Origin of the sequence: Amycolatopsis sp. NPDC051071 (assembly GCF_040682875.1) — a bacterium.
In the GTDB taxonomy this organism is placed as follows: domain Bacteria; phylum Actinomycetota; class Actinomycetes; order Mycobacteriales; family Pseudonocardiaceae; genus Amycolatopsis.
Genome location: NZ_JBFBBY010000012.1, coordinates 23,239 through 44,131, shown reverse-complemented (window position 1 = coordinate 44,131; position 20,893 = coordinate 23,239). Strand labels below are relative to the sequence as shown.

The following is a 20,893-nucleotide window of genomic DNA, read 5'->3' as shown; positions in this document are numbered from 1 at the left end:
TCTGGTCCGAACGGCTTACGCAGGGCTGCCCTTCCTCGTGCCGCTGAGCCAGGTTAAGGCGTCCTGAACAGTCGTTACGCTGCCCGTTTCGGGGCGTCGGCGACCCTCGAGCCGCCGGACGACGACCACCGGGAGGCCGAGTTCGCGGGCCGCGGTGAGTTTCGCCGCGGTCATCGCGCCGCCGCTGTCCTTGGTGACGAGGACCTCGATGCCGTGCCGCCGCATCAGCGCGCGTTCCCTTTCCACCGTGTAGGGCCCTCGGTCCAGCAGGACTTCGTGCCGCCGGGGGAGCGGTGCCTCGGGCGGATCGACGCAGCGGATGAGGAACCAGAGATCCAGCCCGGCGAAGGCGGCGAGTCCTTGCCGCCCGCTGGTGAGGAATACGCGTGCGCCGAGTTTCGGGAGCAGACTCGCGGCGTGTTCGAGGTCGTCCGCCCAGTGCCAGTCATCGCCGGGCTCTTCGGTCCAGCCCGGTCTGGCGAGCCTGAGCAGGGGCGTGTTCGTTTCCCGCGCCGCCGTGGCCGCGTTCGCGCCAATACGTTCGGCGAAGGGGTGCGTAGCGTCGATGACCGCCTCGACGTCGTTCTCGGTCAGCCAGCGCGCGAGACCTTCCGGGCCGCCGAAGCCGCCGACGCGGACTTCGCCGTCCGGCAGCTTCGGCCTTGCGACGCGGCCCGCAAGCGACGAAACGACGTGCTCGCCGCGAGCGACCAGTTCCTTCGCCAGTTCCCGTGCTTCGCCGGTGCCACCGAGGATCAGCACTCTCATCGGGCTACGGCGTCACGCCAGCGTTCGAGAGTGCGCAGGTTGGCGAGCGTCTCCGCCCACGTGAGTTCCGGCGCCTGACGGTCTTCGAGATGCGTCGCGACATGGTCGGCTTCGCGAGCGAAGAGGCCCTGCGTCGCTTCGACCTCGATGACCTCGGGCTCGCCGCCTTCCGGCGTCAGGATGATCTGCGACGTCTTCGGCTTGCGTAGTTCGGGGATCCACGCCGGCTTCGGTATGTACAGCTGTCCTTGCGAGCCGTAGACGCGGATGTGGTCGTCCTGCGTCAGCCGGAAACCGCACGCCACCTGCGCGACGATGTCGCCGGGCAGCCGCAGCAGGCCGAACGCGACCTCGTCGACGCCGTTCTCGTCGAGCTTCGCCATCCCGAGGACCTCTTCGGGCTCGACGACCTCCTGTCCGGTCGCGGCCTGCGAGACCAGCCGCGCGAGCGAAGTGCAGTAACAGCCGACGTCGAAGATCCCGCCGCCGCCCAGCGCCGGATCGGTCAGGCGGGGGACGACGAAGTTGTAGCTGAAGGCGACGTCGACAGCGCGGACCTCGCCGATGGCACCGCAGGAGATCAGCTCGGCCAGCCGCCGGATCTGCGGATGCAGCCGGTACATGAACGCCTCCATGAGGAAGACGTCGTTGACGCGGGCCGCTTCGATGACTTTCTCGGCTTCGCTGACGGAGACGGTCAGCGGCTTCTCGCACAGGATGTGTTTCCCGGCTTCGGCCGCGCGGATCGCCCATTCGCCGTGCAGTGGATGCGGCGTCGAGATGTAAATCGCGTCGACGTCCGGATCGGCGAGAAGGTCCTCGTAGGAGCCGTAGCACTTCGGGATCTCGAAGCGGCTCGCGAACTCGGCCGCCCGGTCGCCCGAGCGTGCGGCGACGGCTTCGAGGACGCCGTGCTTGCTCTCTTCGACGCCCGCCGCGAACTCGGCGGCGATGCTCCCGGCGGCCAGGAGGCCCCAGCGCAGGCTTTTAAGCTGACCCAGTTTCACAAGGACTCCGGTTGAGTGGCGCGATCACGTGTGGCCGAGTACAGGAAACTGTCAGGAAACCCTTCAGCCGCAAGGACTTCTCCGACGAAGATCATCGCCGCCCGGCTGATCCCGGCTTCACGGGATTGGGCGGCGATCGTGCCGAGCGTCCCGCGCAGCACTTGCTCACCCGGCTGACTCGCCAGCGCCACCACCGCCGCCGGGCAGTCGTCTCGATAAAAGGGACGCAATTGGTCGACTACTTGCTCGATGCGGTTGATCGCCAGGTGCAGTGCGAGGGTGGTGCCGGTGCGTGCGAAGTTCGCCAGCGTTTCACCCGGTGGCATGGCGGTGGACCGCGCCTGCGCCCGTGTGATGACCAGGCTCTGGCCCACCTCCGGCACGGTCAGTTCGCGGTTGAGCAACGCGGCCGCGGCGGCGAACGCGGGGACGCCGGGAGTGACGTCGTAGGGGACTCCGGCGGCGTCGAGGCGGCGCATCTGCTCGGCGACCGCGCTGTAGAGCGACGGATCCCCGGAACACAGTCGCGCGATTTCGTGGCCGTCCGCGTGGGCCTCGACCATCCGCTCGACGATCGCGGGGAGGTCGAGATTCGCGGTATCGACGAGTGCCGCGTCGTCCGGGCAGTACTCCAAGAGTGCCGTCGGCGTCATGCTGCCGGGGTACAGGCAGGTCTCGCAGCGGCCGAGCAGGTCGCGGCCCCGCACGGTGATGAGGTCGGCCGCGCCGGGGCCCGCGCCGATGAAGTGGACTGTCATGCCTTGCTCCGATAGCTCCATTGCGTGACGACCCGCGCGGGGGTCCAGCCGGTGAACCCGCCCAATGGCGCGGCCTGCTCGACGCCGACGCGGATCAGCTCGCCACCGTGTTCGGTGTAAGCGCGAGCCAAGGCCTGCTCGGATTCGAGCGTGACGCCGTGTGCGACGAGCCGCGCACCGGTCGCCAGGCAGGCGTCCAGCACACCCGGAACGGTCACCCCGCCACCGAGGAAGATCGCGTGCGGCCGGCTCAGTTCTTCGAGTGCTTCCGGCGCGGCACCGATCACCACTTCGAGTTCCGGGACACCGAGCGCGTCCGCGTTCCGGGTGATCCGGGCGGCCCGCTCCGGTGACCGTTCGATCGCGATCGCCCGGTTCAGCGGATGCGTCCGGGACCACTCGATCCCGACGCTGCCCGCGCCCGCGCCGACGTCCCACAGCAGTTCGCCGGGTGACGGCGCGAGCCTGGCCAGCGCGGACGCGCGGAGGTCGCGTTTGGTGAGCTGGCCGTCGTGCTTGAAGGCGTCGTCCGGCAGGCCGGTCAGCGGGAGCGCGGGTCCGTCGGCCTCGACGGCGAAGACGGTCAGCGCGCCGGGACCGATCCGCTCGTCCGGGCCGCCGAGGTCGGACAGGGCGGTGACGCGGCTCTGGCCGTAACCGCGGGCTTTGAGCAGGTCACGCAGGCCTTCGGCGTCCGCCCCGAGGACGAGGATCCGGCGGCCCGGCGCCAGCACCCGGCTCACCCGGCCGATCGCGCGGCCGACGACGGTGACCACCTCGGTCTCCTCCGCCGACCAGCCGAGCCTCGCGCGGGCGAGCGTCACGGAGGAGAGCGTCGGCAGGATTTCGACGTCGTAGCCGCGCTGAATGAGCGTCGTGCCGATGCCCGAAAGGAGGGGATCGCCGCTGGCCAGCACGCAGACCCGGCCTCTTTCCGCGAGGAAGTCGTCCAGGGCGGGGAGCAAGGGGCTGGGCCATGGCTCGGAATTCGCCTCCGAGGGCAGGAACGCGAGTTGCCTCGGCGAGCCCACGACGACGTTGGCACGCAACACCGCTTCCCGTGCCTGGCCGGACAAGCCGGACCAGCCGTCGGCTCCGATCCCGACGACGGTCAGTGGTGATTTTTCGCGCACGCTTGGAAACTAGTCCGGCGATGCGAAGCAGTTCCGTTGAGGGCGGCGGTGGGGCGGGGACCGGGGTTAGATGACGCTTTTCCTATGCGATGATCGGCCAGAGGTCGTCGACGCGAGGGAGTGCTGTGAAGCCGTACCCGTTCTCCGCCGTTGTGGGGATGCCCGATTTGCGCCTGGCGCTGGTGCTTTCCTCCCTTTCACCTGCCATCGGCGGCGTGCTGGTGCGCGGCGAGAAGGGCACGGCGAAGTCGACGATGGTGCGGGCGCTCGCCGGTCTGCTGCCCGGCGTCGACGTCGTGGACGCGTGCCGGTTCTCGTGCGACCCCGTCGAACCCGACCCCGCCTGTCCGGACGGTCCGCACGCCGAGGGCTCACCCGCACATCGCCGTCCCGCGCGGCTGGTGGAACTGCCGGTCGGCGCGGCCGAAGACCGCGTGATCGGCTCACTGAACCTGGAACGCGCGCTGGCCGACGGCGTCACCGACTTCCAGCCCGGCCTGCTGGCCGCCGCGCATCGCGGGCTGCTGTACGTCGACGAGGTCAACCTCCTGCACGACCACCTGGTCGACACGCTGCTCGACGCCGCCGCCATGGGGCGCGCGACGGTCGAACGCGAAGGTGTCTCGGTGTCGCACGCCGCCCGGTTCGTCCTGATCGGCACGATGAACCCCGAGGAAGGCGAACTGCGGCCGCAGTTGCTGGACCGCTTCGGGCTCACCGTCGAGGTCGCCTCCAGCCGTGATCCCGAACTACGCGTCGAGGTCGTCCGGCGGCGGCTCGCCTACGAGGCGGATCCCGACGGCTTCGCCGGCCAGTACGCCGCGGCCGACGCCGGGCTGGCGGCCGACATCGAGGCGGCGCAACGCCTTCTGCCGTCGGTGAAGCTGCCGGACGACGCGCTGCGGCAAATTGCCGAGATCTGCGCGTCCTTCGAGGTCGACGGCATGCGGGCCGACATCGTGACCGCGCGGACCGCCGTCGCGCACGCCGCCTGGGCCGGGCGCACCGAGGTGATCACCGAGGACATCCGGGTCGCGGCCCGGCTTGCGCTGCCGCATCGCCGTCGCCGGAATCCCTTCGACGCGCCCGGGATCTCCGAGGAGCAGCTGGAGCAGGCATTGCAGGACGCCGAGCCGGAAGGCCCCGAAGGTCCGGACGACGACGGCCCCGGTTCGGGCACCCCGCCGCCTCCTTCAGAAGGTGACGCCGACGGCGCCGAGTCGCCACAGAAGGAGCCATCGAGCGGCGGGCAAAGCGGCGGGGACCAGAAACCGGTCCGTGCCGGGGACACCTTCCGAGCCAGGCGTTTCGAGGTCAAGGGCACCGGGGAAGGCGCCGCCGGACGGCGGTCCCGCGCGATCACCGACAACGGGCGGACGATCGGTGTCCAGCCGGCCGGGGTCAAGGAGGGTCATCCGCATCTGCTGGCGACCGTACGCGCGGCCGCGCCGCATCAGCGTTCCCGCGGCCGCGGTGGCGCCGGGCTCGTGGTGCGGGCGCAGGACCTGCGGTTCGCACGGCGAGAAGGGCGCGAAGGCAACCTGGTGTTGTTCTGTGTCGACGCGTCCGGCTCGATGGGTGCGCGGCAGCGGATGCGTGAGGTCAAGACCGCCGTGCTGTCGCTGCTGCTCGACGCCTACCAGCGGCGGGACAAGGTGGGCCTGGTGACCTTCCGCGCTTCGGGAGCCGAATTGGCCTTGCCGCCGACGATCAGTGTCGACGCCGCCGCGTCCCGTTTGGACGGTCTCGCCACCGGCGGCCGGACCCCGCTGGCGGAAGGACTCCTTGAGGCCGCGCGGGTTCTGCGGATCGAGGCGGTCCGGGATCCGCGGCGCCGTCCGCTGCTGGTCGTCGTCACCGACGGCCGCGCGACCAGCGGAGCCGACGCCGTGAAGCGGGCACAGCAGGCGGCCGGGTTGCTGGCCGGGAACGTGACTGCGGTCGTGATGGACTGCGAGAGCGGGAAAATGCGGCTCGGGCTCGCCGCCGAACTGGCCGGACACCTGGACGCGGAACACGTTCCGGTCGCCGAAGTCGCCGCCGACACGCTCGCTGGCGCCGTCCGCACTCGCCTCTCGGGGAGGGCCGCGTAATGCCTCATGGCAAACCGGAGACCGTGCCGAACGACGGACTCAGCACGCGTCAGCGACGCAACCGTCCCCTGCTCGCCGTGCACACCGGCGACATGAAGGGCAAGTCCACGGCCGCGTTCGGGATGGCGTTGCGCGCGTGGAACCAGGGCTGGTCGATCGGAGTGTTCCAGTTCGTGAAGTCGGCGAAGTGGCGTGTCGGCGAGGAAGCCGCGTTCCGCGCGCTCGGCAAGCTGCACGACGACACCGGCCAGGGTGGGCCGGTCGAATGGCACAAAATGGGCGAGGGCTGGAGCTGGGCGCGCAAGTCCGGATCCGACGAGGACCACGCCGCCAACGCGCGCGAGGGCTGGGCCGAGATCAAACGCCGCCTGGCCGCGGAGACCCACGACTTCTACGTCCTGGACGAGTTCAGCTACCTGCTCAAATGGGGCTGGCTCGAAGTGGACGACGTCGTCTCGACGCTGACGTCGAGGCCAGGGCACCAGCACGTGGTGATCACCGGGCGGTACGCGCCGCCGGAACTGATCGAGGCCGCGGACCTGGTCGCCGAGATGACCAAGGTGAAGCATCCGATGGACGCCGGGCAAAAGGGCCAGCGGGGGATCGAGTGGTAGCTCGCGTGGTCATTGCCGCACCCGGATCCGGACACGGCAAGACCACGATCGCCGCGGGGCTGATGGCGGCGTTGCGCGCGCGGGGACTCGCAGTGTCCGGGCACAAGGTCGGTCCCGATTTCATCGACCCGAGCTATCATGCCCTCGCGACCGGGCGGCCCGCCCGCAACCTCGATCCGTTCCTGCAGGGCGAAGAGCAGCTGATCCCGTTGCTGCTGCACGGATCCGCCGGGGCGGACGTCGCGATCATCGAAGGCGTGATGGGCCTTTTCGACGGCGCGCTCGGCACCGAGGGCTACGCGTCGACAGCGCATGTCGCACGGCTGCTGGACGCGCCGGTCGTGCTCGTCGTGGACGCCTCGGCGGCATCTCGCAGCGTCGCGGCGACCGTGCTCGGGTTCGCGCAGTACGACACCCGCGTCCGGCTGGCGGGCGTGATCCTCAACAAGCTGGGCTCGCAGCGGCACGCGGACGAGATCGTCACCGCGCTGGAAGCGACCGGCGTCCCGCTGCTGGGAACGTTGTACCGCAACGAAGAGATCCACGCGCCGAGCCGTCATCTCGGTCTCGTCCCGGCGGCGGAGCGGGCGACCGAATCGGAGCGGCTGCTGCCGGAACTCGCCGGGTGGATCAGCGAAGGCGTCGACCTCGGCGAGATCGTCCGGATCGCGCGTTCGGCGTCTCGTCTTTCGGGTGAGCCTTGGCGGCCTTCGCTCTCCCACGACGGTCCGCGCACCGTGGTCGCCGCCGCGGCCGGTCCGGCGTTCACCTTCCGCTACACCGAGGCCGTGGAACTGCTTACCGCCGCCGGTGTCGACGTCGTCGACGTGGATCCCTTGCAGGACAAAGAACTCCCCGACGGGTGCGCCGGGTTGTACTTCGGCGGCGGCTTCCCCGAGGTACACGCCGAGGAACTGTCGGCGAACGTCCCGCTGCGGACAGCGGTCGCGCGAGCCATCGGCGACGGAATGCCCGTCGTGGCGGAATGCGCCGGCTTGCTCTACCTGTGCCAGGACATCGACGGGCTGCCGATGACCGGCGTCCTCGACGCGTCGGCTTCGATGACCAAACGCGGGAAACTGGGCTATCGCAAGGCGTTCTCGCCCGCGGACACCGTGCTGACCGTCGCCGGGCAGCGGGTCACCGGGCACGAGTTCCACCGCACGGTCATCGAACCCGGCAGCGGCCCGACCCCGGCCTGGGGCTGGGATCGCACCCCCGACGGGTTCGCGTCGGCGTCACTGCATGCCTCCTACCTGCACGTTCATTGGGCGGGGTATCCCGAACTCGCCGAGCGGTTCGCTGCCGCGGTACACGCTCATGGCTGACTACGATCTCGGGCACCACGGCGATCGCGAGGTCGGCGAAGGTCTGGTCGATCTCGCCGTCAACGTCCGGCTCCCGGCCCCGCCCGCCTGGCTGCGCGCCGAACTCGCGGCGGCCCTGGACGACCTGGCTGCCTATCCCGATGTCACGGCCGCCACCGCCGCGGTCGCCCAGCGGCACGGGCTTCCGGTGTCGCGAGTCCTGGTGACTTCCGGGGCGGCCGAGGCTTTCACGTTGCTGGCCAACGCGTTGCGTCCCGCCCAAGCGGCGGTCGTGCATCCCCAGTTCACCGAGCCCGAAGCCGCTCTCCGCGCGGCCGGTCACCCTGTGCGCAGGGCGGTGCTGTCGCCCGAGGACGGCTTCCGACTGGGGCAGGTTCCCGAAGACGCGGACCTGGTCTTCATCGGCAACCCCACGAACCCGACGTCGGTGTTGCACCCCGCCGCGGACTTGCTCGCCCTCGGCCGTCCGGGCCGGTTGGTCGTCGTCGACGAGGCCTTCCTGGACGCCGTCCCCGGCGAGACCGAAAGCGTCGCGGGGCAACCGGGCTTCGCCGTCCTTCGCAGCCTGACGAAGACTTGGGGGATCGCCGGGCTGCGCGCCGGGTACATCCTGGCCGATGAGTCCGTTGTGGACAGTCTGCGTGCAGTGCAGCCACCCTGGTCGGTGTCCTCGCTCGCCGCCGTCGCCGTGGTGGCCTGCTCCCGTCCGGCGGCGCTGGAGGAAGCCGAAAAGCTGGCCGTGGCGGCGGAGTCGGACCGGGAGTACCTGGTGTCGGGGCTGACCGCGGTGGGGGTCGAGGTGCTGGGAGAGCCGAGGGGGCCGTTCGTGCTCGTCCGGCTACCCAGCGCGGACAAGGTCCGAATCCGCTTGCGAAAAAACGGGTTCGCGGTACGGCGAGGGGATACCTTCCCGGGGTTGGACTCGCGGTACCTTCGGATCGCCGTTCGGGACCGGGAGACGGTGGACGGGTTCTTGGCGGCCCTCGCTGCTGTGCTGTGAGTTGAGATGCTTTGGGGGACAAGAGCCGAAGGTGTCGTCACCGTCGGCGGCGTGGTCGGAAAAGAAGCCGAATGAGCCGGTCGTCGTGGAAGAACGCGATCGAGTGCGATCCCAGTGGCGACTGGTCACGTGGAGCGGCTCCGATGGGGCCTCGCGCCTGGAAGATCATCCTGAGGACTCGTTTGGTCGCAGGGGTTCTCAGGACGACGGCTCGTCAGTCTCGGGTTCGGGTCGTGGGTCGTGGAGTGGTTCGGGTTCTGTGGTGTAGGTGTGGCCGGACGGGGTGGTGATGATCATGCCGCCGTTGCCGGTGGGTTGGGCTGTCCAGCCGGGTTCGTTGCGGAGCTGGTTGTGGATTTCGCAGTGGCCGTGGCAGTTGTGGTGGTTGGTTTTGCCGTTCTGTGCCCAGGTGATGATGTGGTCGATCTCGGAGAATTCGGCAGGGCGGTGGCACCCTGGCTGGGTGCATTCGCGGTCTCGGGCTTTGATGAGTCGGGCGAGTGAGGCCGGCGATCGGTACTTGTCGGGTCCGGCTTCCAGGAGCTGGCCGGTGGCGGGGTCGGTGATCAACCTGGACCAGGTCGATTCGGGTTGTGAGGCGATCTCGCGGACCAGCCAGTCAGGGATCGGGCCGTAGCCCGCGAGGGTCGCGGGGTCGTTGCGGGCACCGACGAGTGTCAGGAAGTCGACATAGACGTGGATGTGCGCTCGCGGTTTGCCGTGGCCGTCTTCGGCGAGGAGGCGTTCGGCGAAGATGTCGGCGCGGTGCTGGTCGAGGGTGCGGGATTTGTCCTTGTCCCGCCGGGTTTGCGCGGCGCGGTCCATGGAGGCGTAGATGGAGCTGGCGACTTCCGAGGGGAGGTATCCGGACAGCGTGGACATGGTCTCGTCGTCGTGTTTCAGCGAGATATGCCGCAGCGCGCGTTTCTTCGCGGCCCGTTCCCGATAGCCGGCGGGATCGTATTTCTGGATCGCGTAGTTGGCCGAGCCGCGGATCGCTCCGGGATTACGTCCGGCAAGACGTGTGGTCATGAACGCGTCCACCAGGGCGGCGACCTCGTCGGAGACCTCCCGTGTGAGGAGCGTGACCTTGGAGGCCTTGAACAGGTCGATGTCGCCGCAGTCCAGGGCTGCCAACGTGTTCGGCAGTCGGGAGACCAGTTCGCGCGAGATTTCGAGTAGCCGGAACGCTTGATTGCGGGAGACCGAGAAGCGCAAAGCGACCTCCTCGGTCACCGATCTTCGTGATCCACCGAGCGCGGCGAACTCGGCTAGCGCACGCACCTGACGACCCTGCGCCTGCCGAAGCACAACCTCTTCGGCGAACGCGGCGTCCAGAAAGCGAGTGGCCTTCGGATTATGGATGAGTGTTTGGGTCATGCCTTGATCATACTCGAACGTACGTTCGACGTCGACTGAATCTGTGATCGGCTTTACGCGGAGAGTGAACGGTGGATTTCGGCATGACCAGAGGTGCGCCCTTGCTGCTGAGGTAGGGTCGAACCTCTCTGCCGCACCGGATCCCCCCCGGATCTAGGCGAACTCGCAGCGCCCCGGATCGTGTATCCAGCCACGGGGCTCAGCCCCTTTCTCCAGAGAGAACACCCATTCTCGCCGAATCCGAAGAAGGAAAAATGGCCGAACTGCCTATCAAGAGCCTTAACTGTCTGAACCGGCAGGACACTGACACGCGCGACGACGTCGTCCTGCGGGTCAACGGCACCACGATCTCCGGACCGCATGACATGTCCCGCAGCGAAACCGTCCGCCGTACCGTCACCGGCCTGGTGCCGGTGACCTTGGCGAACTGGACGACAGCACGGCCGACGACATCCATGCCGACTATCACAGGGAGTACGACGTCCGCTCCTGACCGCGGCGGGGGCGATGGTGGTTGGATGAGCCGGTGAACTTCGCGATCGGCGTCTTCGACCTTTTCGCCTACACCATCCCCGGCGCGCTCTACATGGCGTTCTTCGGCTACCTGGGGGCGAAACTGCATGTCCTGACCGCGGCGAGCGTCGGTGGCGTGCCCACCGTGGTGCTGGTCGTCGTGATCGTGGTGCTGAGTTTCCTGCTGGGCTATCTGGCCTATCCGCTCGGCGAGGCCTTGGAGCGGGTGGTGCCGCGCAGGCGAAGGCGGAACGCGGCCGAGGAGTTCGTCCGCCGGATGCCGTCGGCCAAGGATCGCTTGTACCTCAAGGAGAGCCCGCATCTCCTGCTGGGGGCGATCCAGTTGCACGACAAGGACATCGCGGTCGACGTTTCGCGGCTGCGCGCGTCCGGGCTGATGGTCCGCAACTGCGCGCCACCACTGCTGTTCGGGGCGATCGCCGCCATCGTCGAAATCTTCGCGGGCAGGCATCCGTTCATCGCCGCCGGGATGGCGGCGCTGCTCCTGCTCGCGTCGCTCACCTTGGTCTCACAGGGACGCAAACTCGCCCTCTGGGCCGGGATGAAGACTTTCGAACTGTGCTTCTGGCTCCCCGAAATCGACGAGAAGCTGACCGCGGACGAGGTCAGTCGCAAGTCTGCTTGAACCCGGTCGCTCCCGGCCGCGCGCGGAACGTCACTTCGTGCCCGAGGGAGTCCTGGAACACCGCCCGGCCCGGCCGCGGCAAGGTCATCGTGCCGTGCTGATAGGGGTTACCCCAATCGTTCGGCGGGCCGGACAGTGGCCGCTCGGCCTCGAAGTAGACGTTGTCGACGCGTGCTTCGTCGACGCCGCAATGGGTGTACAGGTCGAACGGGAGCGATCTCTCCTCGGCGGGGAACACCGCGACCGGGAGGCTTTCCGGCACCTTTTCGGTGCGAGGCAGCGCCATCAAGGCGCCCACCAGCACCAGTACGGCGAACGCCGCCAAGAGCCACCTGACCGTGCGCATCGGACCCTCCCGTTCACCGCGTCCACGCGTGAACGGCCCGGGAAGTTGCCTCCTCAGAACGACAAAGCCAGCAAAGCCCCCGCGACGGCGACTTCGACGCAGCCCCCGAGTACGTCCCCGGTAACCCCGCCCAGCCGCTGGACACAGCGCACCAGCAGCGCGGACGCCGCCAGATAGGCCAGCGCCACCGCGATCAGCCCCTGCCACCACGGGAGCGCCAGTGCCGCCGAACCCGCGAGTACGGCGAACACCGCCACGGACGCCCACACCGGCACCGAACCGGCGACGGTCGCGCCCAGCCCTTCGGGCCTGGCCGACGGGACGCCGCGCGCGCAGCACAGGGAAAGCACGCCACGTCCGGCGGCGATCGCGATCGCGGCGGCCGCTATCCCGTGCCCGGCCGAGATCGCCCCGGACAAAGCCCCGGTTTGGACGAGCAGCACCAGCACCAGGGTCGCGATCCCGGTCGGCCCGGAATCACCCCGTCGCATGACTTCGAGCGCGCGCTCACGGTCGTAGGACGCGCCGAGCCCGTCGGCGGTGTCGGCGAGGCCGTCGAGATGGAGCCCGCGACTCCCGAGCGCGACGGCACCCAACGCCAGCGCCGCCGACGCGAACGCGGGCAGCCCGACCAGTTCCCCTGAATAGACGAGTACGGGAGCGACGACAGCGAGAGGGAGGACGGCCAGCGGAGCGAGCACCATCGCGCCGCCCGCCACCCGCCGGTCGATCACTCCCGGCGCAGGCACCCGGACCGTCGTCAGCGTGCCGACGGCCATTTTCAGTGCGTCCAAGATCAAGTGAGATCCGCCAGCAGACCCATCTCCGCGAGGATCGCCCGCGCCGCCCGCAGCGTCGGTACCGCTTGCACGGCGCCGCTTCCCTCGCCGAGCCGCAGCCCGAGGTCGAGGATCGGCTCCAGGCCAAGCGCCTTCAACGCGTACGCCTGCGAAGGCTCTGTCGACCGGTGTCCGGCCAGCCACCACTGCTCGGCACCCGGCGCGATCGCACGCGCGACGAGCGCCGCGGCACCGGAGAAAACGCCGTCGAGCAGTACCGGTACACCACGAACGGCCGCCTGCACCAGAAAACCCGCCGTGGCGGCGAGACAGGCGCTGCCGAGCGCGGTCAGCAACGCGAAGGGATCCTCCACCGCGCCGGCCCGCTGAAGCGCGGCTTCGACGACGGCGACCTTGCGCGCCCGCCCGTCTTCGTCGATCCCCGTGCCCGTGCCGACGACATCGTCTGCCGCCATGCCGAGCACCGAGGCGACCACGGCCGCGCAGATCGTCGTGTTGCCGATCCCCATGTCGCCGGGGATGAGCAGATCCGCGCCGCCGTCGATCTCCTCGTCCGCGATCGCGAGCCCGTGCTCGAACGCCTTCACCGCTTCGCCCGCGTCCAGCGCGTCTTCGACGTCGATCGAGCCGGAACCCCGGCGCACCTTGTGCGCGGTGACCTCGGCGGGCACGTCCGCGCCGTCCCAGTCCACCGCGATGTCCAGCGCCCGCACCTTCGCCCCGGCCAGCCCGGCGAGGACGCCGACGCCGCTCTTTCCTGCCAGGAACACCCGGACCATCGCCGCGGTGACCTCGCGCGGATACGCGGACATCCCGGAAACACCGTGGTCCCCGGCGAACACCACCACCCGGACGTCGTCGAGTGGCCGAGGTGGGACGGCGCCGTGTGCGGCGCTGAGCCACGCGGCGAGGTCTTCGAGCCGCCCGAGCGACCCCAGCGGTTTGACCAGGCCGTCCAGCCTGGTCCGCGCGGCTGCCGCGGCTTCGGCGTCCGGGGTGGCGATGGTGAAGCGCATGGTTGCTCCTTAAGGCAGATCGAGTAGCCGCCCGGCGACGACCAGTACGGTCCGGTCGGCTTCGGCGGACACCCGGTTGTTCAACGCGCCCAGCACATCACGGAACACTCGCCCGGACACCGTCGCGGGCACCACACCGCTGCCGACCTCGTTGCTGACCGCGATCACCGGCACGTTCGCCTGCGCCCACGCCGCCAGGAAGTCCTCCAGCCGGTCGTCGAGCCGTCGTTCCCAGCCCTTGCGCTGCTCCCACGCGCCGACCTCGTCGAGCACGCGGCTGATCCAGGTGCCGAGGCAGTCGATGAGCAGTGGATGGGTCGCCGTCCGCAGCACCGTGGCCAGGTCGGTGGTCTCGACTGTCTTCCAGTTGCCCGGCCGCCGCGCGCGGTGCGCGGCCACCCGGGCGGCCCACTCGGGATCGTCGGCGCTCGGCGGCAACCCGGGCGCGACGTAGGTCAGGTGCGGGTGGCGAGCCGCGAGCCGCTCGGCGTGGTGTGATTTCCCAGAGCGGACGCCGCCCAGTATCAGCACCTTGCCGTCGTCGCGCGAATAGCGGCGAAGTGCCCGCGCGAGGGTCTCCAGATACCCCGCGAGGCGATGCGTCAGCTTGGTCATACCCCGCATTCTCGTGCACGCGCTACCGTTCGCCACGTGCCACTCCGACAAGCCGCCACCGCAGCCGGACTCGTTACCGGTTATGTCGCCGACGCCGTCTTCGGAGATCCACGCCGCGGGCATCCGGTCGCGGGCTTCGGCCGGGCCGCGCAAGCCGTTGAGCAGCGGATATGGGCTGATTCGAAGATACGGGGCGCGGCGTACACCGCCGTCTGCGCGGGGACCGTCACCGGAATGGGGGTCGCCGCCCAATTCCTGACCCGGAAACACCCGTTCGCGCGATTCGCGCTCACGGCGGCGTCCACCTGGGTGGTCCTGGGCGGCCGGGGGCTCGCGGCCGAGGGCACGCGGATGGCTCGGTTGCTCGACGACGGCGATCTGCCGGGGGCACGACAGCGGCTCTCGCATCTCTGCGCCCGCGACGCCACCGGGCTCGACACGGAACAATTGGCGCGTGCGACCACCGAGTCGATCGCCGAGAACACCTCGGACGCCGTCGTCGCGCCGCTGCTGTGGGGAGCCGTCGCCGGGATCCCTGGCCTGCTGGGCTACCGCGCGCTCAACACGCTCGACGCGATGGTCGGCTACCGGTCGCCGAAGTACGCCAATTTCGGCTGGGCCTCGGCCAGGGCGGACGACCTGGCGAATCTGGTGCCGTCCCGGGTCGGCGCGGCGCTGACCGTGGCGTCGGCGCCGTTGGCGGGCGGGTTCGCCAAGTCCGCGTTCCGGATCTGGCGCCGCGACGGCAAGCACCATCCGAGCCCCAACGCGGGCCAGGTGGAGGCCGCCTTCGCCGGCGCGCTCGACGTCCGGCTCGGCGGGACGAACAGCTACGACGGCCGCACCGAACGCCGCGGCGTCCTCGGCGACGGCCGTGAGCCGGAGCCGGTGGACGTGCGTCGCGCGGTCCGGCTGTCGAAGGTTGTCGGTCTCGCCGCGCTCGCCGTCGCGGTGGCGGTCACGCGGTGAGCGGACTGCTTGTCGCCGGGACGACGTCGGACGCTGGCAAGAGCCTGGTGACCGCCGCGCTCTGCCGCTGGCTCGCACGCCGCGGGGTGCGGGTCGCGCCGTTCAAGTCGCAGAACATGTCAAACAACTCGATGGTGTGCGCGGACGGCGCGGAGATCGGCCGCGCGCAATGGCTGCAGGCGCGGGCGGCCAGGGTCGAGCCCGAAGCCGCGATGAACCCGGTGCTGCTCAAACCCGGCAGCGACCGGCGCAGTCACGTCGTCGCGCTCGGGAAACCGTTCGGCACGCTGGAAGCGGGGGAGTACGCGACCGGCCGCGCCGGACTCGCCGAAATCGCCTTCGACACGTTTTCTTCGTTGAAACAGCGGTTCGACGTCGTGCTCTGCGAGGGCGCGGGCAGCCCGGCCGAGATCAACCTGCGTGCGGGCGACTACGTCAACATGGGCCTGGCACGGCGGTTCGGCCTGCCGGTGGTGGTCGTCGGGGACATCGACCGCGGCGGCGTGATGGCCGCGATGTTCGGCACGCTGGCGCTCCTGTCGGCCGAAGACCAGGCCCTGGTTTCGGGCTGGCTGGTCAACAAGTTCCGCGGTGATGTCGGCCTGCTCCGGCCCGGGCTGGACACGCTGGAGAAGCTGACCGGCCGTGAGGTCTTCGGTGTCCTGCCGTGGCTCGACCAGGTGTGGATCGACTCCGAGGACGCGCTGGCCGCCGCGGGCTGGGGCGCCACCGGCGGTTCCCTGCGCGTCGCTGTCGTGCGTTTCCCTCGTGCCTCCAACGCGACCGACGTCGACGCGCTGGCCGCCGAGCCCGGTGTCTCGGTCATGCTGACGGCTGATCCGGACACGGTCCTTTCCGCTGATGTGGTGATCCTGCCCGGTTCCCGCGCGACCGTGGACGACCTGGAGTGGCTGCGTGCCCGGGGCCTGGCCGCCGCTGTCCAAGCACGGGCCGAAGCCGGCCACCCGGTGCTCGGGATCTGCGGTGGCTACCAGATGCTGGCCGCCGAGATCGAGGACGACGTCGAGTCGGGTGCCGGAGTCGTGCCCGGTCTCGGCCTGTTGCCGACCAAGGTCTCGTTCAGTGCCGACAAGGTGCTGGCCCGGCCGTCGGGTGAATGGCGTGGTCAGCCGGTGGAGGCGTACGAGATCCACCATGGCGCCGTCTCGGCCACCGGACCCGCCGAGTCCTTTTTGGACGGCTACCGGCGGGGGCCGGTATGGGGCACGATGTGGCACGGCGCCTTCGAGAACGACGGCTTCCGCCGTGCCTGGCTCGGCGAGGTCGCCGACTGGTCACCGGTCGACGGTGCTCCTGGTTTCGGCCTGCTCCGGGAGAGCATGCTGGAACGGCTCGCCGACGCCGTCGAGGACCATGTCGACACCGGGAGTCTCCTGCGTTTGATCGAGACGGGCGTCCCTGCTGACCTGCCCTTCGTGCCGCCCGGCGCTTGACCCTGGCTCCAGCGCGCGCAGCACCAGCCGGACCACCGTTTCGCCGAACTCCTCGGTGAGCGGCCCGGTCCTCAGCAGCCATCGGTAGTAAACCGCCCCGTAGAACAGATCCACCCCCGCCTCGATGTCCTCCCCGTTGATCAACCCCACCGCGGCGGCCACCCGGAACCGTGAGCGGGTCGCCTCCAGCCACGGCCGCATGAGCCGCTCGTCCAGTTCCGCCGAAAGCTTCGCGTCGCCCTGGATCGCGGTCAGCAACGCGCGGTAGAACGCCTCGTATCCCTCGTCGTTCAGCGGGTCCACAGTGGACCGGAGCACCGTGCGCAGATCGGCTTCGAGATCGCCGGTGTCCGGAAAGGTCAGCTCGCCCGCGCCTTGGACGAGCGTCAGGTACGCGTCCAGCACCAGCGCGCCCTTGTCCGGCCACCACCGGTAGATCGTCTGTTTCCCGACCCCCGCCCGCGACGCGATCGCCTCCACCGCCAGCTTCGGGTAGCCCACCTCCCCGAGCAGTTCGGTCGTCGCGGTCAGGATGGCCTGTCGAGAGCGTTCGTTACGCCGGGTCGGATCCGGGGCCTTGACGTTTCCAGCCATGCGGGTATGGTAGCACAACGAGACGAGACGGTCCGTCTCGCCAAATCTGGGAGTCATCATGCGTACCTGGTTCATTACCGGCGTCAGCCGCGGTTTCGGCCGCCTCATCACCGAGCACGCCCTCGAAGCCGGGGACAACGTCGTCGGCACCGCGCGCCGCCCCGAGGTCCTGGACGATCTGGTGGCCGCGAGCGAAGGCAGACTGGTCATCCTGCCGCTGGACGTCACGGACAGAGCCGCGGTCTTCGCGACGGTCGAGAAGGCGGCGAAGGCGTTCGGGCGGCTCGACATCGTCGTCAACAACGCCGGTCACGGTCTGATGGGCGCGGTCGAAGAGGTCGGCGAGGACGACGCACGCGCCATCATGGAGACGAATTTCTTCGGCACGCTGTGGGTCACCCAGGCCGTGCTCCCGGTGCTGCGGAAGCAAGGGGCGGGCAGGATCCTGCAGATGTCGAGCGTGAGCGGCTTGATGGCGGTGCCGACCATGGGGCTCTACAACGCGAGCAAATTCGCTCTCGAAGGCCTCAGTGACGCGCTCGCGCAGGAGGTGGCGGGCTTCGGCATCCACGTGACCCTGGTCGAGCCGAGGATCTACGCGACCGGCTTCATGGGCGCCAGCCTGAAGATGTCACCGATGAGCACCGCCTACGACCCGGTGCGGGTGGCGCTGATGGCGAAATACGCCGACGGCGTCCCCGGAGACCCGGTGAAGGTCGCCGAGGCGATCCTCCAGCTGGTGGCGAGCGACGCGCCGCCCCGCCGCCTGCTGCTCGGCGACGGGGACTTCGACGTCATCGTGGAACTGCACCAGGAGCGCGTCACGGAATGGCGGTCCTGGGAATCGGTCAGCCGGGCTGCGGGCTAGTGACTTCCTGGCGGCCCAAGGCCTTCTCGACCAGGGCGCCGAAGGTCAAGCCGAGTACGGTCCACAGCACCAACTGGGTGCCTATCGAAGCCAGCCGGAAGGTCCACAGGGTGGAACCAGGGAACCCGTTGGGCACTTCGTCGATCGACGGCAGCAGCGCCGCCGCCACCGCGATCAGCACGACGTATCCGCCCGCGGCGAGCAGCCCGCCGCGCCAGGCGCCGAGCTTGTCGGCCAGCTTCCGGCCGAACGCCGCGGCGAGGATGCCGATCAGCAGGGAAAGCGCGACGAAGCCGAAGTACAGCGAGGTCCGGCTTCCGATGGTGCCCGCCTGCCCGACGGCGGGCGGGTTCGCCGGGTACTTCAGGAACGGCACCAGGAACACGACCACGAAGGCGCCGGCGGTGAGCAGGGCGGCGGTCAGCCGGGGCCGCAGCGTGCCGAGCCGTCCGTAGACGAAGGCGAACGCGAGCGAGAACAGGCCGCCGACGGCGACGCCGTACAGCCCGACGCCGGTCAGCAGGCCGACGGTGCTCTGCACGCCACGGGTGACGAGCTCCTCTTCCTCAGGTTCGGCGGGGGTGGCGGCCCCGTGTGCCGCCGGATCGTGTGCCGCCGAACCGTGGGCGTCGGGAGCACTGTGGGCGTCGGGAGCACTGTGGCCGTCGGAAGCACTGTGGGAATGGGCGGCGGTGCCTTCGAGACCGATGGCGGTCTCGACCGAAGGCTCACCGAAGAAGTACGCGAAAAGGGTCGCCAGGACACCGGCGATCAGGCCCGCGAGCATGCCGCGGACCAGTAAGGACCTCATCATGGGGCGCGCGCCGCCTAGTGGCAGGGGAAGGCCAGCAGGTGCCGGCCGTCGTGGACGAACTCGTGGACGTACGAGTTCGCGAACACCGACACCGCGCCCTGTTCGGCGCTGATGAAGTACAGGGTGATCAACGAAAGGAGGATGACGAGAACCGCCCACGGCAGGATCTCGCGGATCGGGATCCGGATCGGGACGGGAACTGCGGATACCGCTTGTGACGACATTGCGGTGGACCTCCTCGGGCTAGCGCGGCCTCTTCAGGGGTGACACGACGGCGCCGGGTCTGGCTTCCCCGAACCGTCCGGTTCAGGGTCACAGTGGCGCGACCGCGCGGAATCTCACCGCGTTCCGGGTGCCGTCGTCTGGCTGGTTGAGAGTAGGTCTCCGCAAACCATCCGGTCAATGTGAGAATCGCGGTTATGACACCAGCGGTGGCGGCACTCGATGTCGGCGGAACGTCCATCAAGGCGGCTTTGTACGACGCGGACCTGAAGGACCTGGCCAGCCTGCGCGAACCGACCGCACGCGGAGCGGACGGCGAGGCACTGGCGGACCAGGTCGCGCGGATCGTGAACACCCTGGGCAAACAGGCGGGCACCGGCAAACCGGACGCGGTCGGCGTGGTCATCCCTGGCATCGTCGACGAGGTCGGCAGGGTGGCCCGGTTCTCGGCCAACCTCGACTTCCGCGATGTCCCGTTCGGCGAGATGCTCGACCGCAGGCTGGGAATTCCGTTCGCGTTCGGGCACGACGTCCGCGCGGGCGGGCTCGCGGAGTTCCGCGTCGGCGCGGGCAAAGGCTGCACCGACGCGGCCTTCATCCCGGTCGGCACCGGGATCGCGGCCGCGCTCCAGCTCGGCGGGAAGCTGTACGCCGCCGGCGGGCTCGGCGGTGAGATCGGGCATATCGACGTCGGCCACCGGCTGCCCTGCGGATGCGGCGCGACAGGCTGTCTCGAGGCGATCTCCTCGGCGTCGGCCATCGCCCGCCGCTACAACGAGCACACCGGACGTCCGGCCGAAGGCGCCGAGCAGGTGGTCGACGCCGCCCGCCATGGCGACGAGGCCGCGATCTCCGTTGTGAACGACGCACTCGAAGGGCTGGGTCACGGCATCAAGACCTTGGTCACGTTGCTCGCACCCGAGGTCGTCGTACTCGGCGGTGGCCTTTTCACCGCCGGTGACTACGTGCTCGAACCGGTCCGCGTCTGGCTGGCGGCGAACCTGCAGTTCCAGCGGATGCCGGAACTGCGGATCGCGCAGCTCGGCGACGAGGCGGGCAGGCTCGGCGCGGCGCTGCTCGCGCTGGACCGGCTCAAGCCTTGACCACCCGCACGCCTTCGTCTTCGAAGGCGTGCACTCGCTCGGGATCCGCGCGGCCGTCGGTGATGAGAACGTCGACATCGGCGGTCGCGCAGATCTTCGCGAAGGCGTGCCCGCCGAGTTTCCCGCTGTCGGCGAGCACGACCACCTGTCTCGCTCGGGCAGCCATCAGCCGGTTCGTGCTCGCGTCACCTTCGTGGTGTGCCTGCGCGCCGTGCACCGGGTCGAAGGCGTCCACTCCGAGGAACACCAGATCCAGCGAGATCTGATCGAGGAACAAATGTGAAAGCGGCCCGGACAGGTCGAACGATTGCTGCCGGGCGACCCCGCCGGTCACCACGATCTTGATATTCGGCCGCACGGCGAGTTCGTGGGCGATGTTGAGCGCGTTCGTCACCACCGTGAGCAGCGGGGAGCCGCTCGGCTCGCCCATATCCGGCCGGGTGGCGAGCGCGCGGCCCACTTCGGTACTCGCGGTGCCGCCGTTGAGGCCGACCACCATGCCGGGGTCGACCATTTTCGCCGCGGCCGCGGAGATCCGCTGCTGCTCCGGCGCGTTGCGCGCGGCTTTGTGCCGCAACGGAAGGTCATAGGCGACATTGCTCGCGACGGCGCCGCCGCGGGTACGGACCACGAGATTGCGGCCCGCCAGATGATCGAGATCACGCCGGATCGTCGCGGGGGAGACCCCGAGTTCGCCCGCCGAGACCTCGACGTCGACTTTCTCCCGCTCTCCCACCATATCCAATAAGGCCGTCAGCCGTTCATGCCGATTCATTCGAGCTCCCTCCCCGAAGCGCGACCGTCGCTTACCGCACCGGACAAAGTACTACGCGTCGCGATGCGAGCGGAGGG

Annotated in this window: 22 protein-coding genes and 1 pseudogene; 10 read left to right on the top strand and 13 right to left on the bottom strand. The window is 69.5% G+C overall.

Annotated features, from left to right (window positions below; translation table 11 throughout):
• Positions 1-15: 15 nt before the first annotated feature.
• Genes AB0M65_RS06520 through cbiE form a run of 4 tightly spaced genes read right to left on the bottom strand, consistent with a single transcriptional unit; the run spans position 16 to position 3,666 of the window.
• Positions 16-768 carry a cobalt-precorrin-6A reductase gene (locus AB0M65_RS06520; RefSeq protein ID WP_364022406.1) on the bottom strand — a complete coding sequence of 251 codons (753 nt, stop codon included), beginning with the start codon at positions 766-768 and terminating at the stop codon, positions 16-18.
• A complete protein-coding gene (locus AB0M65_RS06515) occupies positions 765-1,775 on the bottom strand; it encodes a Gfo/Idh/MocA family oxidoreductase (RefSeq protein WP_364022403.1) in 1,011 nt (336 codons plus the stop codon). The genes AB0M65_RS06520 and AB0M65_RS06515 overlap by 4 nt, the downstream gene beginning before the upstream one ends.
• A complete protein-coding gene (gene cobM, locus AB0M65_RS06510; RefSeq protein ID WP_364022400.1) occupies positions 1,772-2,533 on the bottom strand; it encodes a precorrin-4 C(11)-methyltransferase in 762 nt (253 codons plus the stop codon). The genes AB0M65_RS06515 and cobM overlap by 4 nt, the downstream gene beginning before the upstream one ends.
• On the bottom strand, positions 2,530-3,666 hold the full coding sequence (cbiE, locus tag AB0M65_RS06505) for a precorrin-6y C5,15-methyltransferase (decarboxylating) subunit CbiE (protein WP_364022398.1): 1,137 nt from the start codon (positions 3,664-3,666) through the stop codon (positions 2,530-2,532). The genes cobM and cbiE overlap by 4 nt, the downstream gene beginning before the upstream one ends.
• 125 nt (positions 3,667-3,791) lie before the next feature.
• Here cbiE and AB0M65_RS06500 point away from each other — a divergent pair, with 125 nt between their 5' ends.
• The 4 genes from AB0M65_RS06500 to cobC are packed head-to-tail and all read left to right on the top strand — an operon-like array spanning position 3,792 to position 8,701.
• Entirely contained in the window at positions 3,792-5,759 is a 1,968-nt protein-coding gene (locus AB0M65_RS06500; protein WP_364022395.1) for a putative cobaltochelatase, read from the top strand.
• Complete coding sequence (cobO, locus tag AB0M65_RS06495; RefSeq protein WP_364022392.1) at positions 5,759-6,373, top strand: cob(I)yrinic acid a,c-diamide adenosyltransferase; 615 nt, start codon at positions 5,759-5,761, stop codon at positions 6,371-6,373. The genes AB0M65_RS06500 and cobO overlap by 1 nt, the downstream gene beginning before the upstream one ends.
• A 5-nt stretch (positions 6,374-6,378) precedes the next feature.
• On the top strand, positions 6,379-7,701 hold the full coding sequence (locus AB0M65_RS06490) for a cobyrinate a,c-diamide synthase (RefSeq protein ID WP_364022389.1): 1,323 nt from the start codon (positions 6,379-6,381) through the stop codon (positions 7,699-7,701).
• Positions 7,694-8,701: an Rv2231c family pyridoxal phosphate-dependent protein CobC gene (gene cobC / locus AB0M65_RS06485; RefSeq protein WP_364022386.1), complete on the top strand. Its 1,008-nt coding sequence runs from the start codon at positions 7,694-7,696 to the stop codon at positions 8,699-8,701. Before AB0M65_RS06490 ends, cobC begins: the two co-directional genes overlap by 8 nt.
• 198 nt (positions 8,702-8,899) lie before the next feature.
• Here the strand turns inward: cobC and AB0M65_RS06480 are convergent, their stop codons facing one another.
• The gene (locus tag AB0M65_RS06480) at positions 8,900-9,937 is read right to left on the bottom strand and encodes a DUF222 domain-containing protein (RefSeq protein WP_364022531.1); all 1,038 of its coding nucleotides are present in this window, start codon (positions 9,935-9,937) and stop codon (positions 8,900-8,902) included.
• Positions 9,938-10,335: 398 nt separating this feature from the next.
• Here AB0M65_RS06480 and AB0M65_RS06475 point away from each other — a divergent pair, with 398 nt between their 5' ends.
• Both AB0M65_RS06475 and AB0M65_RS06470 read left to right on the top strand, forming a co-directional pair.
• The gene (locus tag AB0M65_RS06475) at positions 10,336-10,611 is read left to right on the top strand and encodes a hypothetical protein (RefSeq protein WP_364022384.1); all 276 of its coding nucleotides are present in this window, start codon (positions 10,336-10,338) and stop codon (positions 10,609-10,611) included.
• The gene (locus AB0M65_RS06470; protein ID WP_364022381.1) at positions 10,608-11,240 is read left to right on the top strand and encodes a hypothetical protein; all 633 of its coding nucleotides are present in this window, start codon (positions 10,608-10,610) and stop codon (positions 11,238-11,240) included. The genes AB0M65_RS06475 and AB0M65_RS06470 overlap by 4 nt, the downstream gene beginning before the upstream one ends.
• On the opposite strand, the gene AB0M65_RS06465 is transcribed toward AB0M65_RS06470, so the two are convergent.
• Genes AB0M65_RS06465 through AB0M65_RS06450 form a run of 4 tightly spaced genes read right to left on the bottom strand, consistent with a single transcriptional unit; the run spans position 11,221 to position 14,017 of the window.
• Entirely contained in the window at positions 11,221-11,586 is a 366-nt protein-coding gene (locus AB0M65_RS06465) for a hypothetical protein (RefSeq protein ID WP_364022378.1), read from the bottom strand. The two genes, AB0M65_RS06470 and AB0M65_RS06465, sit on opposite strands and share 20 nt — an antisense overlap.
• 53 nt (positions 11,587-11,639) lie before the next feature.
• On the bottom strand, positions 11,640-12,386 hold the full coding sequence (locus AB0M65_RS06460) for an adenosylcobinamide-GDP ribazoletransferase (protein ID WP_364022375.1): 747 nt from the start codon (positions 12,384-12,386) through the stop codon (positions 11,640-11,642).
• Positions 12,383-13,402: a nicotinate-nucleotide--dimethylbenzimidazole phosphoribosyltransferase gene (cobT, locus tag AB0M65_RS06455; RefSeq protein WP_364022372.1), complete on the bottom strand. Its 1,020-nt coding sequence runs from the start codon at positions 13,400-13,402 to the stop codon at positions 12,383-12,385. The genes AB0M65_RS06460 and cobT overlap by 4 nt, the downstream gene beginning before the upstream one ends.
• A 9-nt stretch (positions 13,403-13,411) precedes the next feature.
• Positions 13,412-14,017: a bifunctional adenosylcobinamide kinase/adenosylcobinamide-phosphate guanylyltransferase gene (locus tag AB0M65_RS06450; RefSeq protein ID WP_364022369.1), complete on the bottom strand. Its 606-nt coding sequence runs from the start codon at positions 14,015-14,017 to the stop codon at positions 13,412-13,414.
• A 36-nt stretch (positions 14,018-14,053) separates the two neighbouring features.
• On the opposite strand from AB0M65_RS06450, the gene AB0M65_RS06445 reads away from it, so the two are divergent.
• Positions 14,054-14,986 (top strand): cobalamin biosynthesis protein, encoded by a 933-nt coding sequence (locus AB0M65_RS06445; protein WP_364022366.1) that lies wholly within the window; start codon positions 14,054-14,056, stop codon positions 14,984-14,986.
• Entirely contained in the window at positions 14,983-16,440 is a 1,458-nt protein-coding gene (locus AB0M65_RS06440) for a cobyric acid synthase (protein WP_364022363.1), read from the top strand. The genes AB0M65_RS06445 and AB0M65_RS06440 overlap by 4 nt, the downstream gene beginning before the upstream one ends.
• A 33-nt stretch (positions 16,441-16,473) precedes the next feature.
• Here the strand turns inward: AB0M65_RS06440 and AB0M65_RS06435 are convergent.
• A pseudogene (locus AB0M65_RS06435) lies at positions 16,474-17,034 on the bottom strand (TetR/AcrR family transcriptional regulator); the annotation flags it as partial.
• A 58-nt stretch (positions 17,035-17,092) separates the two neighbouring features.
• Here AB0M65_RS06435 and AB0M65_RS06430 point away from each other — a divergent pair.
• A complete protein-coding gene (locus AB0M65_RS06430) occupies positions 17,093-17,902 on the top strand; it encodes an SDR family NAD(P)-dependent oxidoreductase (protein ID WP_364022360.1) in 810 nt (269 codons plus the stop codon).
• Here AB0M65_RS06430 and AB0M65_RS06425 read toward each other — a convergent pair.
• Entirely contained in the window at positions 17,883-18,716 is an 834-nt protein-coding gene (locus AB0M65_RS06425) for a CbtA family protein (RefSeq protein WP_364022357.1), read from the bottom strand. The two genes, AB0M65_RS06430 and AB0M65_RS06425, sit on opposite strands and share 20 nt — an antisense overlap.
• A 14-nt stretch (positions 18,717-18,730) precedes the next feature.
• Positions 18,731-18,940, bottom strand: a complete 210-nt coding sequence (locus AB0M65_RS06420) for a CbtB-domain containing protein (protein WP_364022354.1) — start codon at positions 18,938-18,940, stop codon at positions 18,731-18,733.
• Between the two features lie 207 nt (positions 18,941-19,147).
• On the opposite strand from AB0M65_RS06420, the gene AB0M65_RS06415 reads away from it, so the two are divergent.
• Positions 19,148-20,041: an ROK family protein gene (locus tag AB0M65_RS06415; protein ID WP_364022528.1), complete on the top strand. Its 894-nt coding sequence runs from the start codon at positions 19,148-19,150 to the stop codon at positions 20,039-20,041.
• Here the strand turns inward: AB0M65_RS06415 and AB0M65_RS06410 are convergent.
• A complete protein-coding gene (locus AB0M65_RS06410) occupies positions 20,031-20,816 on the bottom strand; it encodes a DeoR/GlpR family DNA-binding transcription regulator (RefSeq protein WP_364022351.1) in 786 nt (261 codons plus the stop codon). The genes AB0M65_RS06415 and AB0M65_RS06410 overlap by 11 nt on opposite strands.
• Positions 20,817-20,893: the final 77 nt, after the last annotated feature.